This window comes from Pseudomonas sp. 44 R 15, assembly GCF_900004965.1.
Classification (GTDB): Bacteria; Pseudomonadota; Gammaproteobacteria; order Pseudomonadales; family Pseudomonadaceae; genus Aquipseudomonas; species Aquipseudomonas orientalis_A.
In genome coordinates this window covers 1-23,205 of the sequence record NZ_CVTU01000064.1, presented here as the reverse complement: position 1 = coordinate 23,205, position 23,205 = coordinate 1, and the positions used below count along the sequence as shown (strand labels likewise).

Here is a 23,205-nt window from a genome sequence, read left to right as displayed (position 1 = left end):
GGCTGCCTTCGGGTGGCCTTTTTTTATGCGCTGATAGATCGTTCCCACGCTCCGCGTGGTAACGCATCCCGTGACGCTCCGCGTCACCATTGCGCAGGTGCCGGACTCTGCGCTGAAAGCAGGACGCGGAGCGTCCCGGGCGGCATTCCCACGCGGAGCGTGGGAACGATCGCTCGTAGATCGGTCCTACACAGGCAGGGTTGCCGCGTCCAACGTCCGATTGCGCCCGCTGTGCTTGGCCTCGTACAACGCCTGGTCGGCCTTGAACAGCAGATCCTCAAGGGTGTTACGGCTGTGTTTGTGCCAGGTGCTCATGCCGATGCTCACCGTGATCGGCTGATCATCCCCGGCCATCCGTGGCAAGTACTGGACGCTCTGGCGGATACGCTCGGCAATCACCCACGCGCCCTTGGCATCGGTATGGGGCAGCACCACCGCGAATTCTTCACCGCCATAACGCGCCGCCAGGTCGGCCGGGCGGCGGATATTACTGTCTATCACCTGCGCCACGGCGCGCAGCGCATCATCTCCGCCCTGGTGGCCATGGCGGTCGTTGAAAGCCTTGAAGTGGTCGACATCGATCATCAGCACCGTCAGCGGCTCGGTTGAGCGTTGTGCGCGGTCCCATTCCAGGCGCAGACGCTGGTCCAGTGTGCGGCGGTTGGCCAGACCGGTAAGGGCATCGGTACCTGCCAGTTCTGACAGCACCTGCTCGACCCGGTGGCGCCGGCGCAGCTCCTTGCTCAGCGCCCAGGTCAGCCATAACAGGCCAATGCACAACACCCCCGTTGCAAGGCCGACCAACCACGCTGCGCGTCGCCAGGGCGCGAATACCTCATCGCTGGCCAGGGCCACCGCGACGATCAACGGCAAATTGCCGACACTCGAGAAACTGTAGAGCCGCCCCCGATGGTCGACACTGGATACGCTGCGAAAATTGCCGTCCCGCTCGCGCAGCATGCGTGCCACATTGGGCCGCGCACTCAGGTCCTTGTTGATCATGTCCGCTTCCAGCAAAGGCTCCTGCGCCAACAGGATGCCTTGATGGTTGAGCAGAGTGATGGTGCTGCCGGCGCCGATATTCAGGCTGCTGAACAGTTGGTGGAAGTACGAAAGACGCATGGAGGCGACGGCCACCCCTTGAAAGCGCCCGTCCGCCGATGAAAGGCGGCGGCTGAATGCAATGCGCCATGGGTCTTCGCATTCACAGCGGGCCATGAACGGGCGACTGATATACAGCCCGATGTCGGAACTGCCACGGTGAATCTGGAAATAGTCGCGGTCGGCGAAGTTGCCGGACTTGGGTGTGAGCAGGGATGAGTCGGCTATCACCTCGCCGCCTGGACCCAGCAGCAGGATGTCGCCCTTGTAGGGCGCTGCGTTGGAGCGGTCGAACAGCACCAGGTGCCGGATGCTGGCGGGCAGGTCCTGCAGGTCGGTGCGCGCGGTCGCGGCGATCAGGCCTTCCAGCGCCATGTCATACAGCTCGACGTTGCGCAACACATCGGCGTCGATCAATTGAGTGATGGTGTTGGCGGTGCGCTTGGCGGTCTGCAAGGTATTGGCGTGTTCACGAATCAACAAGGCGGTGACGATGCCTACGATCAGCAATACCGTGAGGGTGCTGCCCAGGATCAGCAAGCGCTCCGGGCGGCGGGTAGGGCGGGCAGGGCTTGGGCTCATCGGACGTACTTCTGCGTTGAGATGCCCTTAGCGTAGTAGCAACTCCGGAATATGGCGCAGATCCAAATGTGGGAGGGGGCAAGCCTCCTCCCACATTGGATCTTCACCGTCAGCACGATCGTGCTCAGAACACGTTGATCGGATAGTCCACAATCACCCGGTACTCATCCACATCCCGGTCCACCGCCGAATAGCCATTGCCACCCCGATGGGTCGCCCATTGCAGGCGCACCGCCAGGTCCTTGGCCTTGCCATCTTGCACCACGTACTTGAGGTCGATGTCCCGCTCCCAGTGCCTGGCATTCTTGCCGTCGGCGCTGTACCAACTGCCGTAGCCGCGGCTGTTGGGGTCGACGCGGGTCAGGTCGGTCTTGCCGCTGATATAGGACACGGCGGACGTCAGGCCAGGCAGGCCGACACCGGCAAAATCGTAGGCGTATTTGAGCTTCCACGAACGCTCGTTGGGGCCGTTGAAGTCCGAATATTGCTGGGAGTTGTCCAGGTACACGCTGTCGCCCTGGGTGATGTAGTCGAACGGCGTGTTGCCGTTGACCCGCTGGTACGCGGCGGTGACGCTGTGGTTGCCCACGCCCACGGTGACATGCAGGCTGTAGGTGTTGTTGTCGATATCGCCGAGCAGCGCCTGGCCGGTGTCCTGGGTGTGGTAGTAGTGCAGGCCGGGGGTCAGGCTGACCAGGTCGTTCAGTGCGTAGGTGTATTCAAGGTCGTAGTAGTACTGGTGCCATACGTCCTTGAGTTCGGCGGCGTACAGGTTGCTGGTCAGCGCCGGGATTGCGCTGAACGAGACACCGGCCCAGTTCAGGTGCCGGCTGTCGGCGTTGGCCGGCAACGCGCCGTAGCTGGTGCCGATGCGCCGGTGGCCGCTCTGGTTGTAGAGCTTGGTAAAGCTGGCCTGGCCGCCTTCGAACATCCAGCCATCGAGGCTGTGGTTGCTCAGGCTCACACCGCGAAACGTCTGGGGCAGCATGCGCGTCATGCCGCCGGCGATCACCGGGTTGTTGAGGAACAGGTCGCCGGCCTTCAACTCGGTATCGAACGCACGCATTTTCAAGGTGCCGCCAGCGGTGGAAAACGCACCGGGCGCCTTGCCGTTACCGCTGCCGTACGGAAGGATGGTGGAGCCGTCCGTGCCGCCACCGCCGTCGAGCTTGAGGCCGAGCATGGCGTTGAGGTCCAGGCCGAAACCGACCGCGCCCTGGGTGTAGCCGGATTCGAAGGTACCGATAAAGCCCTGGCCCCACTCCTTGCTGTCATCGGTGTGAAGGTCGCGGCGGTCGCGGTTCATGTAGTAGTTGCGGGTGTTGATCGTGAGGTGCGAACCCTCGATGAAACCTTCGACGGGTGTCGTGTCTGCCGCGTGGGCAAGGGGCGTGATCGTTGCTGCGATTGCGAGGAATAACGGGGTCAGCGTCAGCGAGTTCTTCACCGGTGGAGCTCCTTTGGTCAAGCATGAACGGCCAGTGTCGTGGGGGTGTGCCCGGCCTTTTTTTACGGCAAAAAAAAGCCGCTGAAGTCAGCGGCTTTAAGACAGATTCCCAGTGTAGAGCCCTGGAAATAAGTCGAGGGAAATTCGGGTGAGGGTCAGCTGCCTTTGCCGGCGCGCTCATCGATGCGTCAAAGTAACGCAGGTGAGCGCTGTGATACAGAGTGTAACAAGATAATGACTGTTGCCCAAATTGCAACAGTTTGTACGGGTATGGATAGTCTAACTGTGGGAGGGGGCTTGCCCCCGATGGCGGTGGATCAGCCGACTCATCTGTAGCTGGCATACCGCAATCGGGGGCAAGCCCCCTCCCACATTTGATTGATGTGTTCTAGACAGGCAGGGTCATGCCGAAAGTATTGCCGCCACCCTCGCTGCGCACAAACACATCCCCGCCATGCATCAACGCAATCGCCTTGACGATGGCCAGTCCCAGCCCGTGATTCGCGCCGCTGTTGCTGCGCGACGCGTCCACTCGATAAAACCGTTCGAACAGGCGCGGCAGGTGTTCGTCGGCAATCGCCTCACCGGGATTGGTCACGCCGATCATTACCTGTTGGCCCTGCACTTCTATATGTACGTCGATGACCTGCCCCGGCGCGGTGTGTTGCACGGCATTGCTCAGCAGGTTGATCAGCGCGCGTCGCAGGTGGGCCTTTTCGATCTGCACCCGAGCATCGCCGTGCACACGTACGGTTACCTGGGCGTCTTCCAGGATGAAGTCCAGGTAGTCGAGGGTGGTGGCGACTTCATCGGCCAGGGCGCTTTCGATCAGCTTGGTGGCCTTGCTGCCCTGGTCGGCACTGGCGAGGAACAGCATGTCGTTGATGATCGAGCGCAGCCGCTCCAGTTCTTCCAGGTTCGATTGCAGCACCTCGAAATAATGCTCGGCCGAGCGCCCGCGGGTCAGTGCGACCTGGGTCTGGCCGATCAGGTTGGTCAGCGGCGAGCGCAGTTCATGGGCCACGTCGGCGTTGAACGATTCCAGGCGCGAGTAGGCGAGTTCGACGCGGTCGAGGGTGGCGTTGAACGAGTTGACGAACTGGCTCAGTTCCGGCGGCAGCGGTGACAGTTGCAGGCGCCCGGAGAGTTTGGGCGGCGCAAGTTTGCGCGCTTCGGCCGAAAGTTTTTCCAGGGGTTTGAGGCCGATGCGCGACACCCAGAAACCCAGCAGCGAGGCCATGATCACGCCGACCAGCGCCAGGCTGACCAGCGCCACCAGCAGATGGTGCTGGGTGGCGCGGAAATTCTCGGTGTCGATGGCGATCATGAAGCGCAGCGGTGGGCGTTGCTCCTTGGCGGCAAACTGGCTGACCAGCACCTTGAATGGATAATCATGGCCGGGCAGGCGCAGATCGCGTTTACCCGCCGGGCCCTGGGCAAACGCACGGATCTGCGCATCGGGCTCGCCGTATTCGTAACCCGGGTCGCTGCTGACCACCCAGAAGCGAATGCGCTTGTCTTCTTCGCCCAGCAGCTTGAGCTTGGCCTTTATCTTGACCCAATGCTCGGGCGTACCAAAACGGTTCACCGAGGATTCCAGCACGCTGTAGCGCGCATCCAGCTCGGCCCCCGGCAACAGACCCAGGCCGCGGTCCACTTGCTGATAGAGCGCGCCGCCGATCAGCACGAAGATCAGCAGCGCCACCAGGCTGAACATGCCGCTCAGGCGCAGGGCGATGGAGTTAGCCGACACTGCGGTTCTCCAGCACGTAGCCCATGCCACGGATGGTGTGCAGCAGCTTGTGCTCGAAGGGCCCGTCGAGTTTGGCGCGCAGGCGTTTGATTGCCACTTCGACGACGTTGGCGTCGCTGTCGAAATTGATGTCCCAGACCATCTCGGCAATCGCGGTCTTGGACAGGATTTCGCCCTGGCGCCGCGCCAATACGCTGAGCAGCGAGAACTCCTTGGCGGTCAGGTCCAGGCGCACGCCGTTGCGGCTGGCCTTGCGGCTGATCAGGTCGATCCACAGGTCGGCCACCGTTACCTGCACCGGCTCATGGCCGCCGCTGCGTCGGGTCAGTGCTTGCAGGCGCGCCACCAGTTCCAGGAAGGAAAACGGCTTGCCCAGGTAGTCGTCGGCGCCTTCGCGCAGGCCACGGATGCGATCTTCCACGCGTTCGCGGGCAGTGAGCATGATCACCGGGGTCTGTTTGCGCGCACGCAAGGCGCGCAACACGCCAAAGCCGTCGAGCGCCGGCAGCATCACGTCCAGCACGATCACCGCGTAATCGTTCTCCAGCGCCAGGTGCAAACCCTCGACGCCTTCGCGCGCCACGTCGACGGTGTAGCCTTGCTCCGTCAGGCCGCGGTGCAGGTAGTCCGCGGTTTTTTCTTCATCTTCAATAATCAGGACGCGCATCAGCCTTTTGTTCCAGGGCGGGGCCTTGGCCTCAGTGTGTGGTCGCCAGCGCGAGCGCCGGTTTGGGCCTGTGGAAAAAACGTTCAAGGTACAAGTATATGACTGGCGTGGTGAACAGCGTCAGCGCCTGGCTCACCAGCAAGCCACCGACCACCGCGATGCCCAGCGGTTGGCGCAGCTCCGCGCCGGGGCCGGAACCGAGCATCAACGGCACCGCGCCCAGCAAGGCGGCGAGGGTGGTCATGATGATCGGCCGGAACCGCGTGACACAGGCTTCGTAGATCGCATCCTCAGGTGGCAGGCCCCGCACGCGCTGGGCCTCCAGGGCGAAGTCGATCATCAGGATGCCGTTTTTCTTGACGATACCGATCAGCAGCACCAGGCCGATCAGAGCCATGATCGAAAAGTCCTGGCCCAACAGCCACAGCATGATCAACGCGCCCAGGCCTGCCGAGGGCAGGGTGGAAATGATTGTCAGCGGGTGCACGAAACTCTCGTACAGCACGCCCAGGATAATGTAGACCGCCACCAGTGCCGCGAGGATCAGCCACGGCTGGCTGGCCAGCGAACTCTGGAACGCCTGGGCCGCGCCCTGGAAATTACCGATGATCGCAGCGGGCATGCCGATATCGTTCTTGGCCTGGTTGAGCATGATCACCGCTTCGCCCAGCGCCACCCCGGGGGCCAGGTTGAACGACAGGTTGGCGGCGGGGAACATGCCGTCATGGCTGATGGACAGCGGCCCCACGGTCGGCGGGTCGACCTTGGCCAGCGCCGACAGGGGCACCATCTCGTTGGTCAACGGCGAGCGCAGGTAAAAATAGTTCAGGCTCTCGGCCTTGCCGCGCTGTTGGCGATCCAGCTCCAGCACCACCTGGTACTGGTTGATTTCGGTCTGGTACTCGTTGATCTGACGCTGGCCGAAGGCATCGTACAGCGCTTGGTCGACATCGGTGGCGCTCAGGCCGAAACGCGCGGCGGCCTGGCGGTCGATCGTGATGTGGGTGATGCTGCCGCCCAGTTGCAGGTCGTTGGACAAGTCACGAAACGCCGGGTTGGTGCGCAGTTTTTCGGTGAGTCGCTGGGTCCAGGTGTTGAGTGTCGGACCGTCGTTGCTCTTGAGCACGTATTGGTACTGGGCGCGGCTGGGGCCGGAGCTCAAGTTGATGTCCTGGCCGGCGCGCAGGTACAGGACGATGCCCGGCACCTTCGCCAGCTGCGGGCGGATGCGGTCGATGAACTGGCTGGCGGACACGTCGCGGTCGGCGCGGTCTTTCAAGGCAATCCAGAAGCGGCCGTTGGCGATGGTCTGGTTGCTGCCGGTCACCCCCACCGAGTGGGAGAACGCTTGCACCGCCGGGTCGGCCTTGACGATCTCGGCCAGGGCCTTGTGCTTGGCGACCATGTCCGGGTACGACACATCGGCCGCCGCCTCGCTGGTGCCGAGCACAAAACCGGTGTCCTGCACCGGGAAGAATCCCTTGGGGATAAACACGTAGCCGACCACGGCCAGGGCCAGGGTCACCACGAAGATCGCCGCCATGCTGCGTTGATGGGCCAGGGCGCGGCGCAGGTTGCGCGCATAACCGGCCAGCAGGCGCTCGCTGAACGTGGGTTTGGCATGGGCGGGATGGGTCGGCGCACCCATGAACAGTGCCGCGAGGGTGGGCGCCAGGGTCAGCGAGACCACCACCGAAATCAGGATGGTCGAGGTGGCGGTCAGCGCAAACTCCTTGAACAGCCGCCCGACCACACCGCCCATGAACAGCAGTGGAATGAATGCCGCCACCAGCGAGAAGCTGATGGACACCACGGTAAAGCCGATTTCGCCCGAGCCTTTGATCGCGGCCTCGCGCTTGCCCAGCCCGGCCTCCAGGTGCCGATGGATGTTTTCCACCACCACAATCGCATCGTCCACCACAAAGCCCACGGCAATCACGATGGCGACCAGGGTCAGGTTGTTCAGGCTGAAGCCCATCACATACATCAGCGCGAAAGTGGCCACCAGCGAAACACCGAGCACGGCCGACACAATCAACGTCGCCGACAGTTGGCGCAGGAACAGCGCCATCACCGCCACCACCAGCAGGATAGCGATCAGCAGGGTCATTTCCACTTCATGCAGGGAGGCGCGGATGGTCTTGGTGCGGTCGGTCAATACGCTGACCTGCACCGAGGCCGGCAGCATCGCTTCCAGGCGTGGCAGTGCTTGCTGGATGCGGTCGACCGTGTCGACGATATTCGCGCCCGGCTGGCGCGAGATTACCAGGTTGACCCCCGGGGTATCGCCGGACCAGGCCTGCACGTAGGCGTTTTCCGCACCGTTGACGACCCTGGCGATATCACGCAACTGCACCGGCGCGCCATTTTTGTAGGACACAATCAACTGGCCGTATTCGTCGGGGTGAAACAGTTGATCGTTGGTCGACAGGGTCGACACGCTGTCGGCGCCGTAGATCGCGCCCTTGGCCAGGTTCAGGCTGGACTGCTGGATGGCCAGGCGGATGTCCGCGAGCGTCAGGCCGACCGCCGCGAGTTTGTCGGGGGAGGCCTGCACGCGAATCGCCGGGCGTTGCTGGCCGGTGATGTTGATCTGGCCGACACCGTCGATCTGGCTGATCTGGCGCGCCAGTAGGGTTTCCACGTAGTCGCTCAGTTCGGTGCCGGGCATGCTGGCGGAGCTGACGCTGAGGATCAGCACCGGGCTGTCGGCCGGGTTGACCTTCTTCCAGGTCGGCAGGCTTGGCATATCGCCGGGCAGCTTGCCGGAGGCGGTGTTGATCGCGGCCTGCACTTCCTGGGCGGCGGTGTCGATGCTTTTGTCCAGGGTGAATTGCAGGGTCAACAGGCTCGAGCCCAAGGCGCTGCTGGAGGTCATCTGGGTCATGCCGGGGATGGCGCTGAATTGCACCTCAAGCGGCGTCGCCACCGAGGAGGCCATGGTGTCCGGGCTGGCACCGGGTAACTGGGCCGTGACCTGGATCGTCGGAAATTCCGCTTCCGGCAGTGGCGCGACGGCCAGGCGCGGGAAGGCAATGATGCCCAGCAGCACCAGGGCAAATGTCAGCAGCAGGGTGGCGACCGGGTGATCAACGCACCAGGCCGAGGGCGAGCGACTGCCGCTCATGGCTGCGCCCTGGCATCGGCGGTCTGGATGATTTGCGGCGGCTCCTTGAGCACTTCCACCTCGGCGCCGGCCTTGAGCCGCGACTGGCCGTCGCTGACCAGCACATCCCCGGCCCGCACGCCCTCGATGATATTCACCTCGCTGTTCTGGTAGCTGACCCGCACCGGCACCACTTCAACGTAGTCACCCTTGAGCCGGTACACGAAATGCGAATCCAGGCCACGCTGCACCACGGTCGGCGGCACCACCAGGGCGTTCCTGTCGAGCGCGGTCTGGATCTTGATGGTCACCAGTTGTCCCGGCCACAGCTTCTGCGCGCCGTTCGCGAACTCGGCCTTGGCGCGCAGGGTGCCGGTGCTGGAACTGATCTGGTTGTCGATCACGCTCAAGTGGCCTTCGCCGAGCAAGTCGCCGGTCTGGCCGTCGGTGTCGGCGCCCAGGTAGGCATTCACGCTGGCTTTCTCGGGCGCGGCGATCAGGCCTTGCAGGCTCGGCAGCATCTGCTGCGGCAGGGAAAACTCGACAGCAATCGGGTCGATCTGGGTGACCGAGAACAACCCCTGGGTATCGCTCATGCGCAGGAAGTTTCCTTCATCCACCGTGCGAATGCCCACGCGGCCACTGACGGGGGAGCGAATCTGCGTGTAGGAAAGTTGAACTTGAGCCGCATCAATCGCTGCCTGGTTACCCTGGACGCTGGCCTTGAGCTGATTGACCAGTGCTTGTTGCTGGTCGTAGGTCTGCTTCGACACACCGTCGTCGATACTCAGGGCCTTGTAGCGCTTGAGGTTGACCAATGCCACTTGCAGCTGCGCCTGGCTTTCCCCCCGTTGCGCCCTGGCCTGGTCGAGGCTGGCGCGGATCGAGCGGTCATCGATGGTTGCCAGCAAGTCCCCGACCTTCACACGCTGGCCTTCCTTGACCAGCAACCGAGTGAGGATGCCGTCGATCTGCGGACGGATCACCACGCTGTGCAACGACAACACCGAGCCGATGCCGCTGACGAAGCGGGGCACGTCCTGTTGCGCTACGCTCACCACGCGTACCGGAATCGCGCTGGGGGCCGCCAGCCGGGTCTTGGCGGGGCGATTCAGCGTCCAGGCCGTCACTGCCAGAACCAGAAGGGCGCCCACCAGCAGGGCCGTGTTTCGTTTTATGTGCATAGGTACGGCGCCAGGCAAAGGATTGAAAGCATGAAACGACCGTTATAGACCTTTGATCGGGTCAGCACAGTGACGGCTGTCTGACAGCGCTGTCAGTTAAGCGGCGACCATTCGTACGCCAACGCATAAAGATCTGGAACGCGCAGGTATACTGCGTGCCAGTGTGGCCCGCTTGTCCGGCCCGCTTTATCTTTTGCGCACCTCGGAGCACCCATGACTTCCCCGATCCAACCCCCCGTTGAAGCGGTCGACGCCGACGGCGTTGAAAAAGCCGAAATCCCGGCGTTCAAGTTTCCCTTCAAACCGGGAGAACTGGCCGGGGCCAAGCAGGCCGGCCAGCCTTGGTACAAAGGTGGCGCCAGGAACGGCCATACCAAGACACCCGGTATGGCGCCGCCGGGTACACGCCGTTCAATGGGTAAACGTTGAGAGTAGCGCCTGTAAGTTCGTATAGGCATTTGCCTACAACTCGCGTTGATATTTCTGCTTGTAGGTCCGCAACCGTTTCTTGAAAGCTTGCCCAGCATCGCCATGCCCTGATCAGCTGTATCGGGACATGGCGATGCCGCTCTCTCTGGAAAAGGACGTTTCCCGTGGCCCTGATACACCTTTGTGTGGCGCTTGCCCTCCTGCTGTCGGTGGCGGCGGTGGTCGCCGTCGAGCCGCCGCGACGCGAAATCCGCTTCGCCGTCGCGGCGCATTTCCCGCCTTTTCAAAGCCGCAACCCGCAAGGGCAATTGGTGGGGCTCAATATCGAATTGGGGAACGCCTTGTGCGTGCAGCTCAATGTGCAGTGCACCTGGGTCGACCAGGTCGTCATGGAAAATTTTCCCGCCCTCGACGCCCGGCAATTTGACGCGATCATGGGGATGGCGCCGACCTCGAGCCGACAGCAATGGGTCAATTTCAGCGATGATCTTTACCCGATCACCACGCGCCTGGTGGCACACAGGGATTCAGGCTTGAGCCCGGACAGGCAGTCACTCAAGGGCAAGCGTGTCGGGGTTCTGTTAAGGAGCAACCGGGAAGCCTTTGCCCTGTCACGCTGGGCGCCTTCGGGCGTGTACATCAAGAGTTTCTGGCTCAATGACCAACTGGTGGGCAGCCTCCTCGCGGGCGAGATCGATGCCACCCTGCAGGGCGCGGTGGAAATCCGCGAAGCCCTGCTCGACAAGCCCGAAGGTATGGATTTCGCTTTCATGGGCTCCCCGGTGTTATCCAAGCTGTTGGGCAGCAGTGTCGCGATTGCCTTACGCAAGACCGATACCGTCCTGCGTACCGAGCTCAACCGCGCCCTGGAGCAACTCAAGCAAAACGGCGAATACCAGCGCATTCTCCAGCCCTACCGCCTCGACACAACCCCTATTGATCCAGCGACGCTCAGGCCGCCCGCAACGGGATAAACGCGTAATTGGCCGGCACCTCGGTGGCAATCTGCGCGCCGGCGTCCAGCAGTTGTTCGGCAATGTCCATGCCGGACACATGAAACACCCACTGATTGGCCGGCGCCGGCTGGGCAGTCGCCGCGTCAATGGCCTGGGCGAACGCCTGCATATCCGGGAGGTACGCGGTGAACCCGTCGCCCTTGAGCGCCGCGGTACGAATGCCCAGCAAGGCGCACACGGACTCCTTGGTCTGCACATCGTCACGGTCGGCCTGGCGCGAACGACGGATCAGTTCAGCCAGTTCAGCGTCCATCAACTCACCACCAACGATCAACGCCGGGCCCTGTTCCCAGGACTCCGGTGGGCAATCCTTGGCGCTCGGGTTCAACGGGATATGCGGATTGATCTCCATCGGATAGATCCGGCACACCAGCGGGCGTCGTTCGTAGATGCTGCAGCGATTGTCTTCGTCAAGATTCCGGCAGCGCCCGGCGTTGTACGCGGCGAAGGTGATTGCCACGAAGGCCTCGGTATTGCCGCTGGGGACCACCACTGAACGGCGCTCGGCATGTTCACGTTGCTGCTGGGGCAAGCCCAGGCCGCTGGCCAGAAAACCCTCGACCAGCACGATCACGTTACCGCCGTCCGCCGCCCAGTGACGGGCCTCTTCGAGGGTCAGGGGGACGTGGTGATCGGAGCAGCATTTGCCGCAACCTACGCAGGAAAAGTGAGTGTTCATGGCGGGATCTGTCACCAGGCAAGGTCAGAAGGCAAGCGTGAGCGGTGACGGGTTTTGACCTCTGTTCACCGCTTGGCCTATCTGGAAGCAAGTTATGCGCCAGTGAACCTCAGTCCTCGGCAACCAGGTCGCGCAGGACCAGGCCCATGCCTGCGCTTTCATACAATTGCCGCGCGCGCAGATTACGCTCCAGCACCTTGAGATCCACGTAAGGTTCGCCACGCTGCTTGAACACGTGGAAGGCATGCAGCAGCAACGCCCTGCCCAGCCCCTGGCCTTGCGCGCAGGGATGGACCGAGAGGTTCTTGATAAAGGCGCTGGTCCAGCAGACGGCCACGCCGAGCATGCCATCGGCATTGCTGGCCACCAGGCACAGCCTGGGGTCGAACTCGGCATCGGTGACGAATTGCCGGCGCCACGGCTCAAGGCTCACCACACGGCCACCGCCCTGATCCTGGGTCATGCGCAATACCGCGTGAATGGCCGGGGCCAATTCATCGCGGTAGTGATCCAGTTGCGTACCGGTCGGCCACTGCGGGGCGGGCAGGCTACCGGTAAGATCGCGACGCAGCAGCTGGAAATACTCCGCCAAGGCTTACAAACCCTTTTGCGCCACGGTTTGCGCAGCGACGACCAGGCACTTGGTCAGCTCAGGGGAGGAAAACTTGGTCAGCACCGCATCGGCACCGGCCAGGCGCGCTTTCTCACTGTTCATCGCGCTGTCCAGGGAGGTGTGCAGCAATATGTAGAGATGCTGGAAGTCCGGGGTTTCGCGCAAAGTGCGGGTGAGGGCATAACCGTCCATCTCGGACATTTCGATGTCCGACACCACCACATTGATCTGCTCGCCGGTGCCTTGCAGCTCCAGCAGCACATCGATGGCTTCCTTGGCGCTGCGCGCGGTGTGACAGGTCAGGCCGAGGTTACGCAAGGTGTGCACCGATTGCTGCAGCGCCACTTGGCTGTCATCGACCACCAGAATGCGCGCGTTGCCGAGGACTTCGGCTTCTTCCATGGTCAGGTCGGTGGGCGCGACTTCGATCGGCGCCGGGGCGATGCCATGGATGACTTTTTCGATATCCAGCACTTGCACCAGGCCACCTTCCACCTGGGTGACCCCGGTAATGAATGCGCGATTGCCGCCGGAGCCATAGGGCGGTGGACGGATATCGGTGGTCAGGCAATGCACGATCTTGCTCACCGCCTGCACATGCAAGCCCTGCTTGGAGCGGCTGACATCGGTGACGATCAGGCAGCCGCCGTTCGGGTCCAGCAACGGCATCTCGCCCAGGGCGCGGCTCAGGTCGATCACGGCCAACGAGTTACCGCGCAATGTGGCAATGCCTTTGACGTGGGGGTGCGACTCCGGCAGTTTGGTCAGCGGCGGGCAGGGGATGATTTCGCTGACTTTCAGCAGGTTGATCGCCATCAGCTTGCCGCTGCGCAAGGTAAAGAGCAGAAGCGAGAGTGAGTCTGCGCGGGCTTTGGTGGTGGACATAAAAACCTTCTGGGGATCAGGGATGACGATCTATACACCGTTATCGGCCCTGACCCCGAAAACTGTAGGAGCGAGCTTGCTCGCGAAGAACGTCAACGATAACGCAGCGAATCTGGTTTAACGCGGCGTTCTCAGGTTTTTCGCGAGCAAGCTCGCTCCTACAGTGGGGGGTGTCAGCCCTTCCACACCTGCGGGTTCACCAGGTCCTGGGGGCGCTGTCCGAGCAAGGCGCTGCGCAGGTTGTCCAGCGCGCGGTTGGCCATGGCTTCGCGGGTTTCGCCGGTGGCCGAACCAATGTGCGGCAGGGTCACCGCATTGCTCAGTTGGAACAGTGGCGACTCGGTCAGCGGTTCCTTTTCATACACATCCAGCCCGGCGCCACGAATGCGCTGGGTTTGCAGGGCTTCGATCAGCGCCGGCTCGTCCACCACCGGGCCACGGGAAATGTTGATCAGGATGGCACCGGGCTTCATCAGCGCCAGCTCCCGGCGACTGATCAGGTGACGGGTCTTGTCGCTCAAGGGCACCACCAGGCAGACGAAATCCGCCTCGGCCAGCAATTGATCGAGGCTGCGAAACTGTGCGCCCAGTTCCTGTTCCAGCGCGCTCTTGCGGCTGTTGCCGCTGTACAGGATCGGCATATTGAAGCCCAGGCGCCCACGCCGGGCCACGGCTGCGCCGATATTGCCCATGCCGACGATGCCCAGGGTCTTGCCGTGCACATCGCAGCCGAACAATGGTGCGCCAACGCTGGCTTTCCACTGGCCGGCCTTGGTCCAGGCATCCAGCTCGGCCACGCGGCGCGCGCTGCTCATCAACAGTGCGAAGGCCAGGTCGGCGGTGCTTTCGGTGAGTACGTCAGGGGTATTGGTGAGCATGATCCCGCGCTCATTGAAGTACGCGACATCGTAGTTGTCGTAGCCCACCGACACGCTGGACACCACCTCCAGCTGGCGCGCGCCTTCAAGCTGTTCGCGGCCCAGCTTGCGGCCCACACCGATCAAGCCATGGGCATGGGGCAGGGCTTCGTTGAATTGCGCGTTGATGTCGCCCAGCTTCGGATTGGGCGCGATCACCTCGAAATCCTGTTGCAGGCGCTCGATCATCTGCGGCGTGACACGGCTGAAGGCGAGGACAGTCTTTTTCATGGCTGGCGGGCTCATCGACGACGAAAGAATGCCTGGCACGCTAACATTTATCCCCTCATCACAAAACCTGTAGGAGCGAGCTTGCTCGCGAAAAACGTCAACGATAACGCGTTCATCCAGATTGAATGCGGTGCCCTCAGGTTTTTCGCGAGCAAGCTCGCTCCTACATAGGTTGTCAGTTCGCCATCCGCACGCCACCCAAACCACCGCTCAACTCATACGCCACCAGCTCCGCCTGGTGCGCCGCGAGGATTTCCGGCAGCGAACCGCGCAGGTATTCCACCCAGGTCTTGATCTTCGCATCCAGGTATTGGCGCGACGGGTAGATGGCGTACAGGTTCAACTCCTGGGAACGGTAGGTCGGCATCACGCGCACCAGCGTGCCGTTGCGCAGCCCTTCGATGGCGGCGTACACCGGCAGCAGGCCGACGCCCATGCCGCTGGTGATGGCGGTTTTCATCGCATCGGCCGAATTCACCAGGAACGGCGAGGTGTTGATCGCGACGCTTTCCTGGCCTTCCGGGCCGTTGAAGGTCCATTTGTCCAGTTGGATCACCGGACTGACCAGGCGCAGGCAGGCATGGTTGAGCAAATCCTGGGGCCGTTGTGCGCAGCCCTTGGCCTTGACGTACTCCGGCGAGGCGCAGGCGATGCTGTAGGTGATGCCCAGGCGTTGCGAGACGAAACCCGAATCCGGCAGTTCGCTGGCCAGGACGATGGACACGTCGTAGCCCTCATCGAGCAAGTCCGGCACGCGGTTGGCCAGGGTCAGGTCGAAGGTCACATCGGGGTGGGTGCGGCGGTAGCGGGCGATGGCGTCGATCACGAAATGCTGGCCGATACCGGTCATGGTGTGCACTTTCAATTGCCCGGCGGGGCGCGCATGGGCGTCGCTGGCTTCTGCTTCGGCTTCCTCGACGTAGGCGAGGATCTGCTCACAGCGCAGCAGATAGCGTTTGCCCGCCTCGGTCAACGCAATGCGGCGGGTGGTGCGGTTGAGCAAGCGGGTTTGCAGGTGGGCCTCAAGGTTTGAGACCGCGCGCGAGACGTTGGCGGTGGTGGTGTCCAGTTGCGCGGCGGCGGCGGTGAAGCTGCCGGCCTCTGCAACACAACTGAACGCGCGCATGTTTTGCAGGGTGTCCATGGGGTGTTCTCAAGGGAGATGGCAAATTGTGACATGAAGTAGCGCACAGGTGTGTATCCGCTCGGCCTGGCGCTTCAGGACAGCGTCCAGGCCTCACTGACTTTTGCCTCATAGTGCGGCAGGTAGGCGGCTAGCATCTGATTGAACGCCGCGAGCGCCCTGCTGCGGTTTTCAAGCGTGGGGGCCGCAGTGGCGGTGCGCGCCTGCCGGGTCAATCGTTCAACCGCCGAGGCGAGCGCCGGACTGATGCGCTTGAGCGCGTCGAGTTCGCTACTCAGCACCGTGCCAGGGTGTTGCTCGCCGATCCTGTCGAGCAGTGCCTGAATGTCATCGGCGTGCTGCTGCAGGTAAGCGTCCCAGGCGGTTGGTTGGCCGAGCGATTGCAGGCAGTTTCGGGCTATTGGCAACAGATGGTCCAGGGATTGGTCGCCCACGTGCTCCTGGCGCAAGGTCTGCCGGGTGCGCAGGGACTGCAGGTCAAGGCCGCTGTGCTGCTCGGCCGGATGCGGCAGCGTCAGGTCACGCGCCTTGCTCAGCGTATGACGGGTGAGCAGCACCACCGGCTCCCCGTGCTTGATTTTAACCAGCACCTGAGTGTGCGACGGCTTGGCGGGGTTGAGCAGTGATTCGCTGATCGAGCGGATCAGGTGGTCCCACTCGAAGGTCTGCTCGCCAATCGCCGACAACGCCTGGCGCAGGCTTTTTTTCAGCGCATCGGCTGGTTTGAGCGGGGCAATGTCGATCGTCAGGTAATCGCCGCTCAGATGCGGGTCATCCCGTTTGCGGTGGCTGATTTCAATCGTCACCCCTTTGCCGCTGCCTGCCTGTGACGACGCCGTGATGCCGGACGAGCCGCTCAGCGTCCGGGAGGGGGCTGTGAGCGTGTACACCTTCAACGAATCGGGTCGAAGCAATACGCGATGTTGATCGATCAGGGCCCGAATGGCGTTGTCCTGCTCGGGATCGATACGCGAGTTGGCCTTGAGCCGCACATAGCGTTCCAGCAGCGCGCAGGCGTGTCGGTGGTCTGCGCTCAGGCAGCGGTTCAATGCGGATGCCGGCAGGCGCGCACTGGCCCGCAGGGTGAACCGCCGGCTGCTGTCGGCCACGTGGGTGTTCATCGCATTGAGCAGCGTCACTGCGTCGTCATCCTGGCGTTTGGAGCCGGCCATGTGTTGCAGCGCCAGGGCCGGCGCCATGTCGTGCAGGCCGAGGATATCCAGCACTTTGCTCAGGCGGGTGCGTTGCAGGGTCAGCGTCAGGGTGGAATTCACGTTCAATACGCTGAAAAAATCCATCGCCACCTTACTGTGTACAGTCAGTGCGATGCCTTTTTCGCGGATGATCGGCGCCGAGGCATGGTGCAGGACGGGTAATTCCACTGCGGCCAGGCCTGCACGCTCCAGTGCCTGGCGAACGTAGGGCTGGCTCAGCGCCGAATAGGCCCGGTGTCGATGCAGGTGGCGATGGTCGCTCACCAGCTCGCGCAATTGCCCGAGCGTACGCCCGATGCTTTCGCTCAGCGACGTGCGTAGCGAGCCGCTGCGGCTGTCGGCGTAATGCTCCAGGCTGGCATACGTGCGGGACATCACATGCCCCAGGCTGAGTTGCTGCTCAGACCGGCCCTCACTCAGTTCCGTCAGCGTGGACTTGAGTTTGCCTTGCAGGGCGATCACACGGGTGCTGTGCACCCGCTGGTCCGGGCCGGTGTGCAGGTGCGAGTCGATGGCCAGGTGCGGGCCTGCACTGAGCTGGCGCGTTGACTCCAATGGGTAGTCGATGCCGATATGACGATGGTTGCTGCGTTCTCCACCCTTGCGCACGTAGGCCAGCGACGTCAGTAACCGTTGCGTCAGGCGTTGATGCCGGCCGTCGCTGATCGCTGCGCGAAACTGCCACTTCAGGGCGCGGCACAGTGTGTAGTCCGCCTCGATATCCGGGTCTCGGCGGGTGCGATGTTGCTTGAGCAGGTGTTCGGCCTTTTTGAAGAAGGCGTAGAAAACCGGTAGCTCATCGACCGACAGTTCCAGCCGCTGTTGGCTGTTGCACAGTCGCTGGTGAAGCGCCTCGATGGCGAGCCGGTGGCGTTGATCGCCGCCAAGCGGTTCCAGCTGTTGCACGATGTGGTCGGCGATCCAGCGCACATCTCTTTGCAGCGGCAGCGTGCCGGGGCTTGCAGGCCCCGGCTGCATATGCAGCTGCCTTTGCAGCACTGCGGCGGTGTCATACAGGGGCGGCTGAGTCGACACTGGGCTGGGGACGCGAAGCATCGGATGTTCCTGAGGCCGGACGGGCTCAGGATTGTGAAGGCTGGTAATGCCGGGCGATGTAGGAGGAGTTCTTGGGTCTCTGGAAAACCGTCTGAACCGTGCAGGCCCCGCCTGGATTATCGTCGGAACGGTAATAAAGATTCACAGGAATGCCCGCTTATCGTTCCCGGTCGTGCCCCCTAGAATTGCGCCACTTTCCCCGCGTCAACCACCTCAGGAATTCGCAAGCCGTGCCGCGTCGCATCAGCAGAGAGCTGAAGACTCTCAGTGTTTGGGCCTTATCGTTAGCAATAAGCGGCTGCATCGGAACCTCTGGCATCGGCCCCCAGGGCCAGGCCTTGGACGCCAATCATCTGGCCACCGACGAAGCGATCCAGAGCGCCGCCAGCGACGCCCATTGGCCCACCGCGCAATGGTGGCGAGCCTACGGCGATGCACAGCTCAACCATTGGGTTGAACTCGCCACGCAAGACAGCCCCAGTATGGCCATGGCCGCCGCACGGGTGCGTGAAGCGCGGGCGCTGGCCGGAGTGGCCGAATCGGCAGAGTCCCTGCAGATCAACAGCGACACCACCCTCAAGCGCCACAACTGGCCGAAGGATCAGTTCTATGGCCCCGGTGAGTTGAGCGGTGCGAACACATGGGACAACAACGCGTCCCTGGGGTTGAGCTACGCCCTTGACCTGTGGGGGCGCGAGCGCGATGCCAGCGAGCGTGCCGTCGACCTCGCCCACATGCGCGTCGCCCAGGCGCGCCAGGCCCAGCTCGAGCTGCAGAACAACGTGGTGCGCGCCTATATCCAGTTGTCCTTGCACTACGCCGAACGCGATATCGTCGCGGCCACCCTGGCCCAGCAGGAGCAGATCCTGGACCTGGCCAACAAGCGCCTGAGCGCCGGGATCGGCACGCACCTGGACGTCAGCCAGGCCCAGACCCCGCTGCCGGAAACCCACCGGCAGTTGGACGCGCTGGATGAGCAAATCGCCCTGAGCCGCAACCAGCTGGCGGCGTTGGCCGGCAAAGGGCCGGGGGAGGGCGCGCAGTTGCGACGCCCGAGCCTGTCGCTTGCCGCTGCGTTGAGGCTGCCCTCGACCTTGCCCGCACAGTTGCTCGGCCAGCGCCCGGATGTCGTCGCCAGTCGCTGGCAGGTGGCGGCCCAGGCGCGGGGTATCGATGTCGCCCACGCGGGCTTCTATCCCAACGTCGACCTGGTCGGCAGCCTCGGTTACATGGCCACCGGTGGCGGCATGCTGGCGTTTCTCGCGGGCAAGAAATTCAACTACAACGTCGGCCCGGCAATCACCCTGCCGATCTTCGACGGTGGGCGTCTGCGTGCCGAGCTGGGTGAAGCCAGCGCCGGTTATGACAGCGCCGTGGCGCACTACAACCAGACCCTGGTCAATGCGCTCAAGGGCATCAGTGACCAGTTGATCCGCCGCGAGTCGATGGATAAGCAGGCGTCGTTTGCCGCGCAATCGGTGGCGTCGGCGCAGAAAACCTACGACATCGCCACCATCGCCTACCAACGCGGCCTGACTGACTACCTCACTGTGCTGAACGCCCAGACCCTGCTGTTTCGCCGGCAGCAGTTGGAGCAACAGGTACAGGCCGCGCGCCTGAGCGCCCACGCCGAACTGGTGACCGCCCTGGGCGGTGGCCTGGGTGCCGGCGACGATGTACCGCGTAATGACAAAACCCTCCCCAGCAAGACTCCGGCGGCGCTGGCCGTGTTCGATCACTGAGTAGATGGCGATGACTCCCTTGCCTGCACCACTGCGCTGGCTGCACTCCCTTGAGTGGCGCCGTGGTTTTTTCGACTGGGCACGCAGCGATGGCGTGACCTGGGTGTATATCTTCAAGGTGCTGCTCGCCGCATTCCTCACCCTGTGGCTGGCGATGCGCCTGGAACTGCCGCAGCCGCGCACCGCAATGATCACGGTGTTTATCGTGATGCAACCGCAGAGCGGCCAGGTGTTTGCCAAGAGCTTTTACCGCTTCCTCGGCACGCTGGCGGGGTCTGCGGTGATGGTGCTGCTGATCGCATTGTTTGCGCAGAACACCGAACTGTTCCTCGGCGCCCTGGCCATCTGGGTGGGCATCTGCACCGCCGGCGCCACGCGTAATCGCAATTTTCGCGCCTACGGGTTTGTGCTCGCCGGCTACACGGCGGCGATGGTCGGTTTGCCGGCCCTGGCCCACCCGGACGGCGCCTTTATGGCGGCGGTGTGGCGGGTGTTGGAAATCTCCCTGGGGATTCTCTGCTCGACGCTGGTCAGCGCCGCGATCCTGCCGCAGACCTCCAGCGCCGCGATGCGCAATGCGCTCTATCAACGTTTCGGGGTGTTCGCGCTGTTTGTCACCGACGGCCTGCGCGGACGCAGCCAGCGTGAAGCCTTTGAAAGCGCCAACGTGCGCTTTATCGCCGAAGCGGTTGGTCTGGAGGGCCTGCGCAGCGTCACCGTGTTCGAAGACCCGCATATGCGCCGGCGCAACGGTCGGCTCAGTCGCCTCAACAGCGAGTTCATGGGCATCACCACACGCTTCAACGCCTTGCATCAGTTGCTGGCGCGACTGCGCGCCGACGCCGCCGACCATGTGGCGGCGGCGATCAAGCCCGGCCTGCAGGACCTGGCCGAAGTGCTCGACGGTTTTTCCGCGCGCGCCCTGACCAGCCCCGACGCTGCGCGCCTGGTCAACGTGCTCAGCGCCTACCGGGACAGCCTGCCCGCCAAGGTGCGCAACCTGCGCGCGACCTTCCAGGAAGGCAATCCCACCGAAGCCGAGCAACTGGACTTTCATACCGCCTACGAGCTGCTGTACCGCTTTGTCGACGACCTGCACAACTATGCGCAAACCCACGCGTCCCTGGCCGATCACCGTCACGCACGGGAAGACTGGAACGAGGTCTATACGCCGAAAACCAACTGGCTGGCCTGCGCCGCCGCCGGTCTACGCGCCTCGTTCATCCTGATCGTGCTCGGCAGCTACTGGGTGGCCACTGCCTGGCCCAGTGGGGCAACCATGACCCTGATCGCAGCCGCCACGGTCGGCCTGTCCGCTGCGACGCCCAACCCCAAGCGCATGGCCTTCCAGATGGCCTGCGGCACCTTGATCGGTGCGCTGGTGGGCTTTGTCGAAATGTTCTTCGTGTTTCCCTTGATCGATGGCTTCCCGCTGCTGTGCGTGATGCTCGCGCCGGTGATCATCTTCGGCGCCTTCCTTGCCTCCCGCCCGCAGTACGCCGGGGTCGGCGTGGGCTTGCTGATCTTCTTCAGCACCGGCTCGGTGCCGGATAACCTGACGGTCTATAACCCCTACCTCTTTATCAACGACTACATCGCCATGGTCATCGGCATGCTGGTGTGCGCGGCAGCCGGGGCGATCATCCTGCCGCCCAACAGCCGCTGGCTGTGGCAGCGCCTGGAGCAGGACCTGCGCGAGCAAGTGGTGTACGCGATCAGCGGCAAGCTCAAGGGCCTGGCGTCGAGCTTTGAAAGCCGCACCCGTGACCTGCTGCACCAGGCCTATGGCCTCGCCGCCGGCCAGCCGCAGGTGCAGCGCGACCTGCTGCGCTGGATGTTCGTGGTGCTGGAGGTCGGTCACGCGATCATCGAGTTGCGCAAGGAACAGGCGATCCTGCCGGTGCATCCGGCATACGCGCAATCCCAGCCGTGGCGCCAGGCCATCCGCGTCATGGGGCGCTCGCTGGTGCGGCTGTTCCTGCAACCCAGCGCCAGCAACCTGGAGCGCGGCTTGATCGCCGTCGACCATGCGCTCAGCCGCGTGCAGGCCACCGACGAACCGTTCGCCCCGCACTTCGACACTTCGGCCCTGCGCCGGGTGAAAAGCTACCTGCACTTTATCCGCACCTCATTGATGGACCCGCAATCGCCGTTGGCGGCGCTGAAAGGATCTGCAAATGCCTCGTGAAATCGCCTTCCACGGCCTTTACATGCCGACCATGACCCTGATGTTCCTGGTCGCGGCCGTCCTGGCCTGGGCCCTGGACCGCTTCCTGGCCGGGTTCGACCTGTACCGGTTTTTCTGGCACCCGGCGTTGCTGCGCCTGAGCCTGTTCGTTTGCCTGTTCGGCGCCCTGGCGCTGAGCGTCTACCGTTGAGAATGCCCCGATGAAAAAATTTTTCAGCCTGCTCGCAACCCTGCTGGTGCTGGCGTTGGCGATCTGGATTGGCCGCACGTTGTGGGTGCACTACATGCAAACCCCGTGGACCCGCGACGGCCGCGTGCGCGCAGACATCATCAACGTCGCGGCCGATGTGACGGGCGAGGTGGTGGACGTGCCGGTACGCGATAACCAGTGGGTGAAGAAAGGCGACCTGCTGATGCAGATCGACCCCGAGCACTACCGCATCGCGGTCAAGCAGGCGCAGTCGCTGGTGGCTTCACGCAAAGCCACCTGGGAAATGCGCAAGCTCAATGCCCACCGCCGCGCCGACCTGGATGCCCTGGTGATCTCCCGGGAAAACCGCGACGACGCCAGCAACATCGCCGATGCGGCCCTGGCCGATTACCAGCATGCGCTGGCGCAACTGGAAGCCGCTGAACTGAACTTGAAACGCACCCACGTCGTGGCGGCTGTCGACGGTTATGTCACCAACCTCAATGTGCATCGCGGCGACTATGCGCGCATCGGCGAAGCGAAAATGGCCGTGGTGGATATGAACTCGTTCTGGGTCTATGGCTTCTTTGAGGAAACCAAGCTGCCCCATGTGAAAGTCGGAGATAAAGCCGATATGCAATTGATGAGCGGCGAGACGCTCAAGGGCCATGTGGAAAGCATCTCGCGCGGCATCTACGACCGCGACAACCCCGAGAGCCGCGAGCTGATTGCCGATGTGAACCCGACGTTCAACTGGGTGCGTTTGGCCCAGCGTGTGCCGGTGCGGATTCATATTGATGAAGTGCCCGAAGGCGTGTTGTTGGCGGCGGGGATTACCTGCACAGTCATCGTAAACCCAACACAAAACTGAAAAATGTGGGAGGGGCGTGAGTATCTACACAACTTTTAGGTACCACGCGGGACCCTGTGGGAGGGGGCTTGCCCACGATGGCGGCCTCTGGGCTGGCCAGGATGTTGGATCAGATCGAGTACATATCCGTTTCTGCGGTAACGGCTGCTTAGGGTTCCGCCCTGACGGCGGCTCACTTTTGAAAAGCGCA

At 63.0% G+C, this 23,205-nt stretch carries 18 protein-coding genes; 6 read left to right on the top strand and 12 right to left on the bottom strand.

Annotated elements, in window-relative coordinates; all coding sequences use genetic code 11:
* Positions 1-186 precede the first annotated feature (186 nt).
* The 6 genes from BFP93_RS07360 to BFP93_RS07335 form a co-directional block, all read right to left on the bottom strand.
* Positions 187-1,683, bottom strand: coding sequence for a sensor domain-containing diguanylate cyclase (locus BFP93_RS07360; protein WP_065892614.1), 1,497 nt, complete (start codon positions 1,681-1,683; stop codon positions 187-189).
* A 124-nt stretch (positions 1,684-1,807) separates the two neighbouring features.
* Positions 1,808-3,130 (bottom strand): OprD family porin, encoded by a 1,323-nt coding sequence (locus tag BFP93_RS07355; RefSeq protein WP_065892613.1) that lies wholly within the window; start codon positions 3,128-3,130, stop codon positions 1,808-1,810.
* A gap of 388 nt (positions 3,131-3,518) precedes the next feature.
* Positions 3,519-4,883: a heavy metal sensor histidine kinase gene (locus BFP93_RS07350; RefSeq protein ID WP_065892612.1), complete on the bottom strand. Its 1,365-nt coding sequence runs from the start codon at positions 4,881-4,883 to the stop codon at positions 3,519-3,521.
* The gene (locus BFP93_RS07345) at positions 4,873-5,550 is read right to left on the bottom strand and encodes a heavy metal response regulator transcription factor (protein ID WP_065892611.1); all 678 of its coding nucleotides are present in this window, start codon (positions 5,548-5,550) and stop codon (positions 4,873-4,875) included. The genes BFP93_RS07350 and BFP93_RS07345 overlap by 11 nt, the downstream gene beginning before the upstream one ends.
* Positions 5,551-5,581: 31 nt before the next feature.
* Positions 5,582-8,677 carry a multidrug efflux RND transporter permease subunit gene (locus tag BFP93_RS07340; protein ID WP_065892610.1) on the bottom strand — a complete coding sequence of 1,032 codons (3,096 nt, stop codon included), beginning with the start codon at positions 8,675-8,677 and terminating at the stop codon, positions 5,582-5,584.
* Positions 8,674-9,840, bottom strand: a complete 1,167-nt coding sequence (locus BFP93_RS07335) for an efflux RND transporter periplasmic adaptor subunit (protein WP_065892609.1) — start codon at positions 9,838-9,840, stop codon at positions 8,674-8,676. The genes BFP93_RS07340 and BFP93_RS07335 overlap by 4 nt, the downstream gene beginning before the upstream one ends.
* Before the next feature lie 213 nt (positions 9,841-10,053).
* Here BFP93_RS07335 and BFP93_RS07330 point away from each other — a divergent pair, with 213 nt between their 5' ends.
* Both BFP93_RS07330 and BFP93_RS07325 read left to right on the top strand, forming a co-directional pair.
* Positions 10,054-10,269 carry a hypothetical protein gene (locus tag BFP93_RS07330; protein ID WP_065892608.1) on the top strand — a complete coding sequence of 72 codons (216 nt, stop codon included), beginning with the start codon at positions 10,054-10,056 and terminating at the stop codon, positions 10,267-10,269.
* A gap of 164 nt (positions 10,270-10,433) precedes the next feature.
* The gene (locus tag BFP93_RS07325; RefSeq protein WP_065892607.1) at positions 10,434-11,243 is read left to right on the top strand and encodes a transporter substrate-binding domain-containing protein; all 810 of its coding nucleotides are present in this window, start codon (positions 10,434-10,436) and stop codon (positions 11,241-11,243) included.
* Here the strand turns inward: BFP93_RS07325 and BFP93_RS07320 are convergent.
* The 6 genes from BFP93_RS07320 to BFP93_RS07295 form a co-directional block, all read right to left on the bottom strand.
* Positions 11,221-11,964: a YkgJ family cysteine cluster protein gene (locus tag BFP93_RS07320; protein WP_065892606.1), complete on the bottom strand. Its 744-nt coding sequence runs from the start codon at positions 11,962-11,964 to the stop codon at positions 11,221-11,223. The two genes, BFP93_RS07325 and BFP93_RS07320, sit on opposite strands and share 23 nt — an antisense overlap.
* 109 nt (positions 11,965-12,073) lie before the next feature.
* Positions 12,074-12,556 (bottom strand): GNAT family N-acetyltransferase, encoded by a 483-nt coding sequence (locus BFP93_RS07315; protein WP_065892605.1) that lies wholly within the window; start codon positions 12,554-12,556, stop codon positions 12,074-12,076.
* A 3-nt stretch (positions 12,557-12,559) separates the two neighbouring features.
* Positions 12,560-13,462, bottom strand: a complete 903-nt coding sequence (locus BFP93_RS07310) for a chemotaxis protein CheV (protein WP_065885840.1) — start codon at positions 13,460-13,462, stop codon at positions 12,560-12,562.
* A 173-nt stretch (positions 13,463-13,635) separates the two neighbouring features.
* The gene (locus BFP93_RS07305) at positions 13,636-14,610 is read right to left on the bottom strand and encodes a 2-hydroxyacid dehydrogenase (protein WP_065892604.1); all 975 of its coding nucleotides are present in this window, start codon (positions 14,608-14,610) and stop codon (positions 13,636-13,638) included.
* 175 nt (positions 14,611-14,785) lie between these two features.
* The gene (locus BFP93_RS07300) at positions 14,786-15,754 is read right to left on the bottom strand and encodes a LysR family transcriptional regulator (RefSeq protein ID WP_057724639.1); all 969 of its coding nucleotides are present in this window, start codon (positions 15,752-15,754) and stop codon (positions 14,786-14,788) included.
* A gap of 74 nt (positions 15,755-15,828) precedes the next feature.
* A complete protein-coding gene (locus BFP93_RS07295; RefSeq protein ID WP_065892603.1) occupies positions 15,829-18,024 on the bottom strand; it encodes a hypothetical protein in 2,196 nt (731 codons plus the stop codon).
* A 230-nt stretch (positions 18,025-18,254) separates the two neighbouring features.
* On the opposite strand from BFP93_RS07295, the gene BFP93_RS07290 reads away from it, so the two are divergent.
* The 4 genes from BFP93_RS07290 to BFP93_RS07275 are packed head-to-tail and all read left to right on the top strand — an operon-like array spanning position 18,255 to position 23,015.
* Entirely contained in the window at positions 18,255-19,766 is a 1,512-nt protein-coding gene (locus BFP93_RS07290; RefSeq protein WP_065892602.1) for an efflux transporter outer membrane subunit, read from the top strand.
* Positions 19,767-19,776: 10 nt separating this feature from the next.
* On the top strand, positions 19,777-21,954 hold the full coding sequence (locus tag BFP93_RS07285) for an FUSC family protein (RefSeq protein WP_065892601.1): 2,178 nt from the start codon (positions 19,777-19,779) through the stop codon (positions 21,952-21,954).
* Positions 21,944-22,144: a DUF1656 domain-containing protein gene (locus BFP93_RS07280; RefSeq protein ID WP_057724643.1), complete on the top strand. Its 201-nt coding sequence runs from the start codon at positions 21,944-21,946 to the stop codon at positions 22,142-22,144. Before BFP93_RS07285 ends, BFP93_RS07280 begins: the two co-directional genes overlap by 11 nt.
* 10 nt (positions 22,145-22,154) lie before the next feature.
* Positions 22,155-23,015 (top strand): efflux RND transporter periplasmic adaptor subunit, encoded by an 861-nt coding sequence (locus BFP93_RS07275; protein WP_065892600.1) that lies wholly within the window; start codon positions 22,155-22,157, stop codon positions 23,013-23,015.
* Positions 23,016-23,205 lie beyond the last annotated feature (190 nt).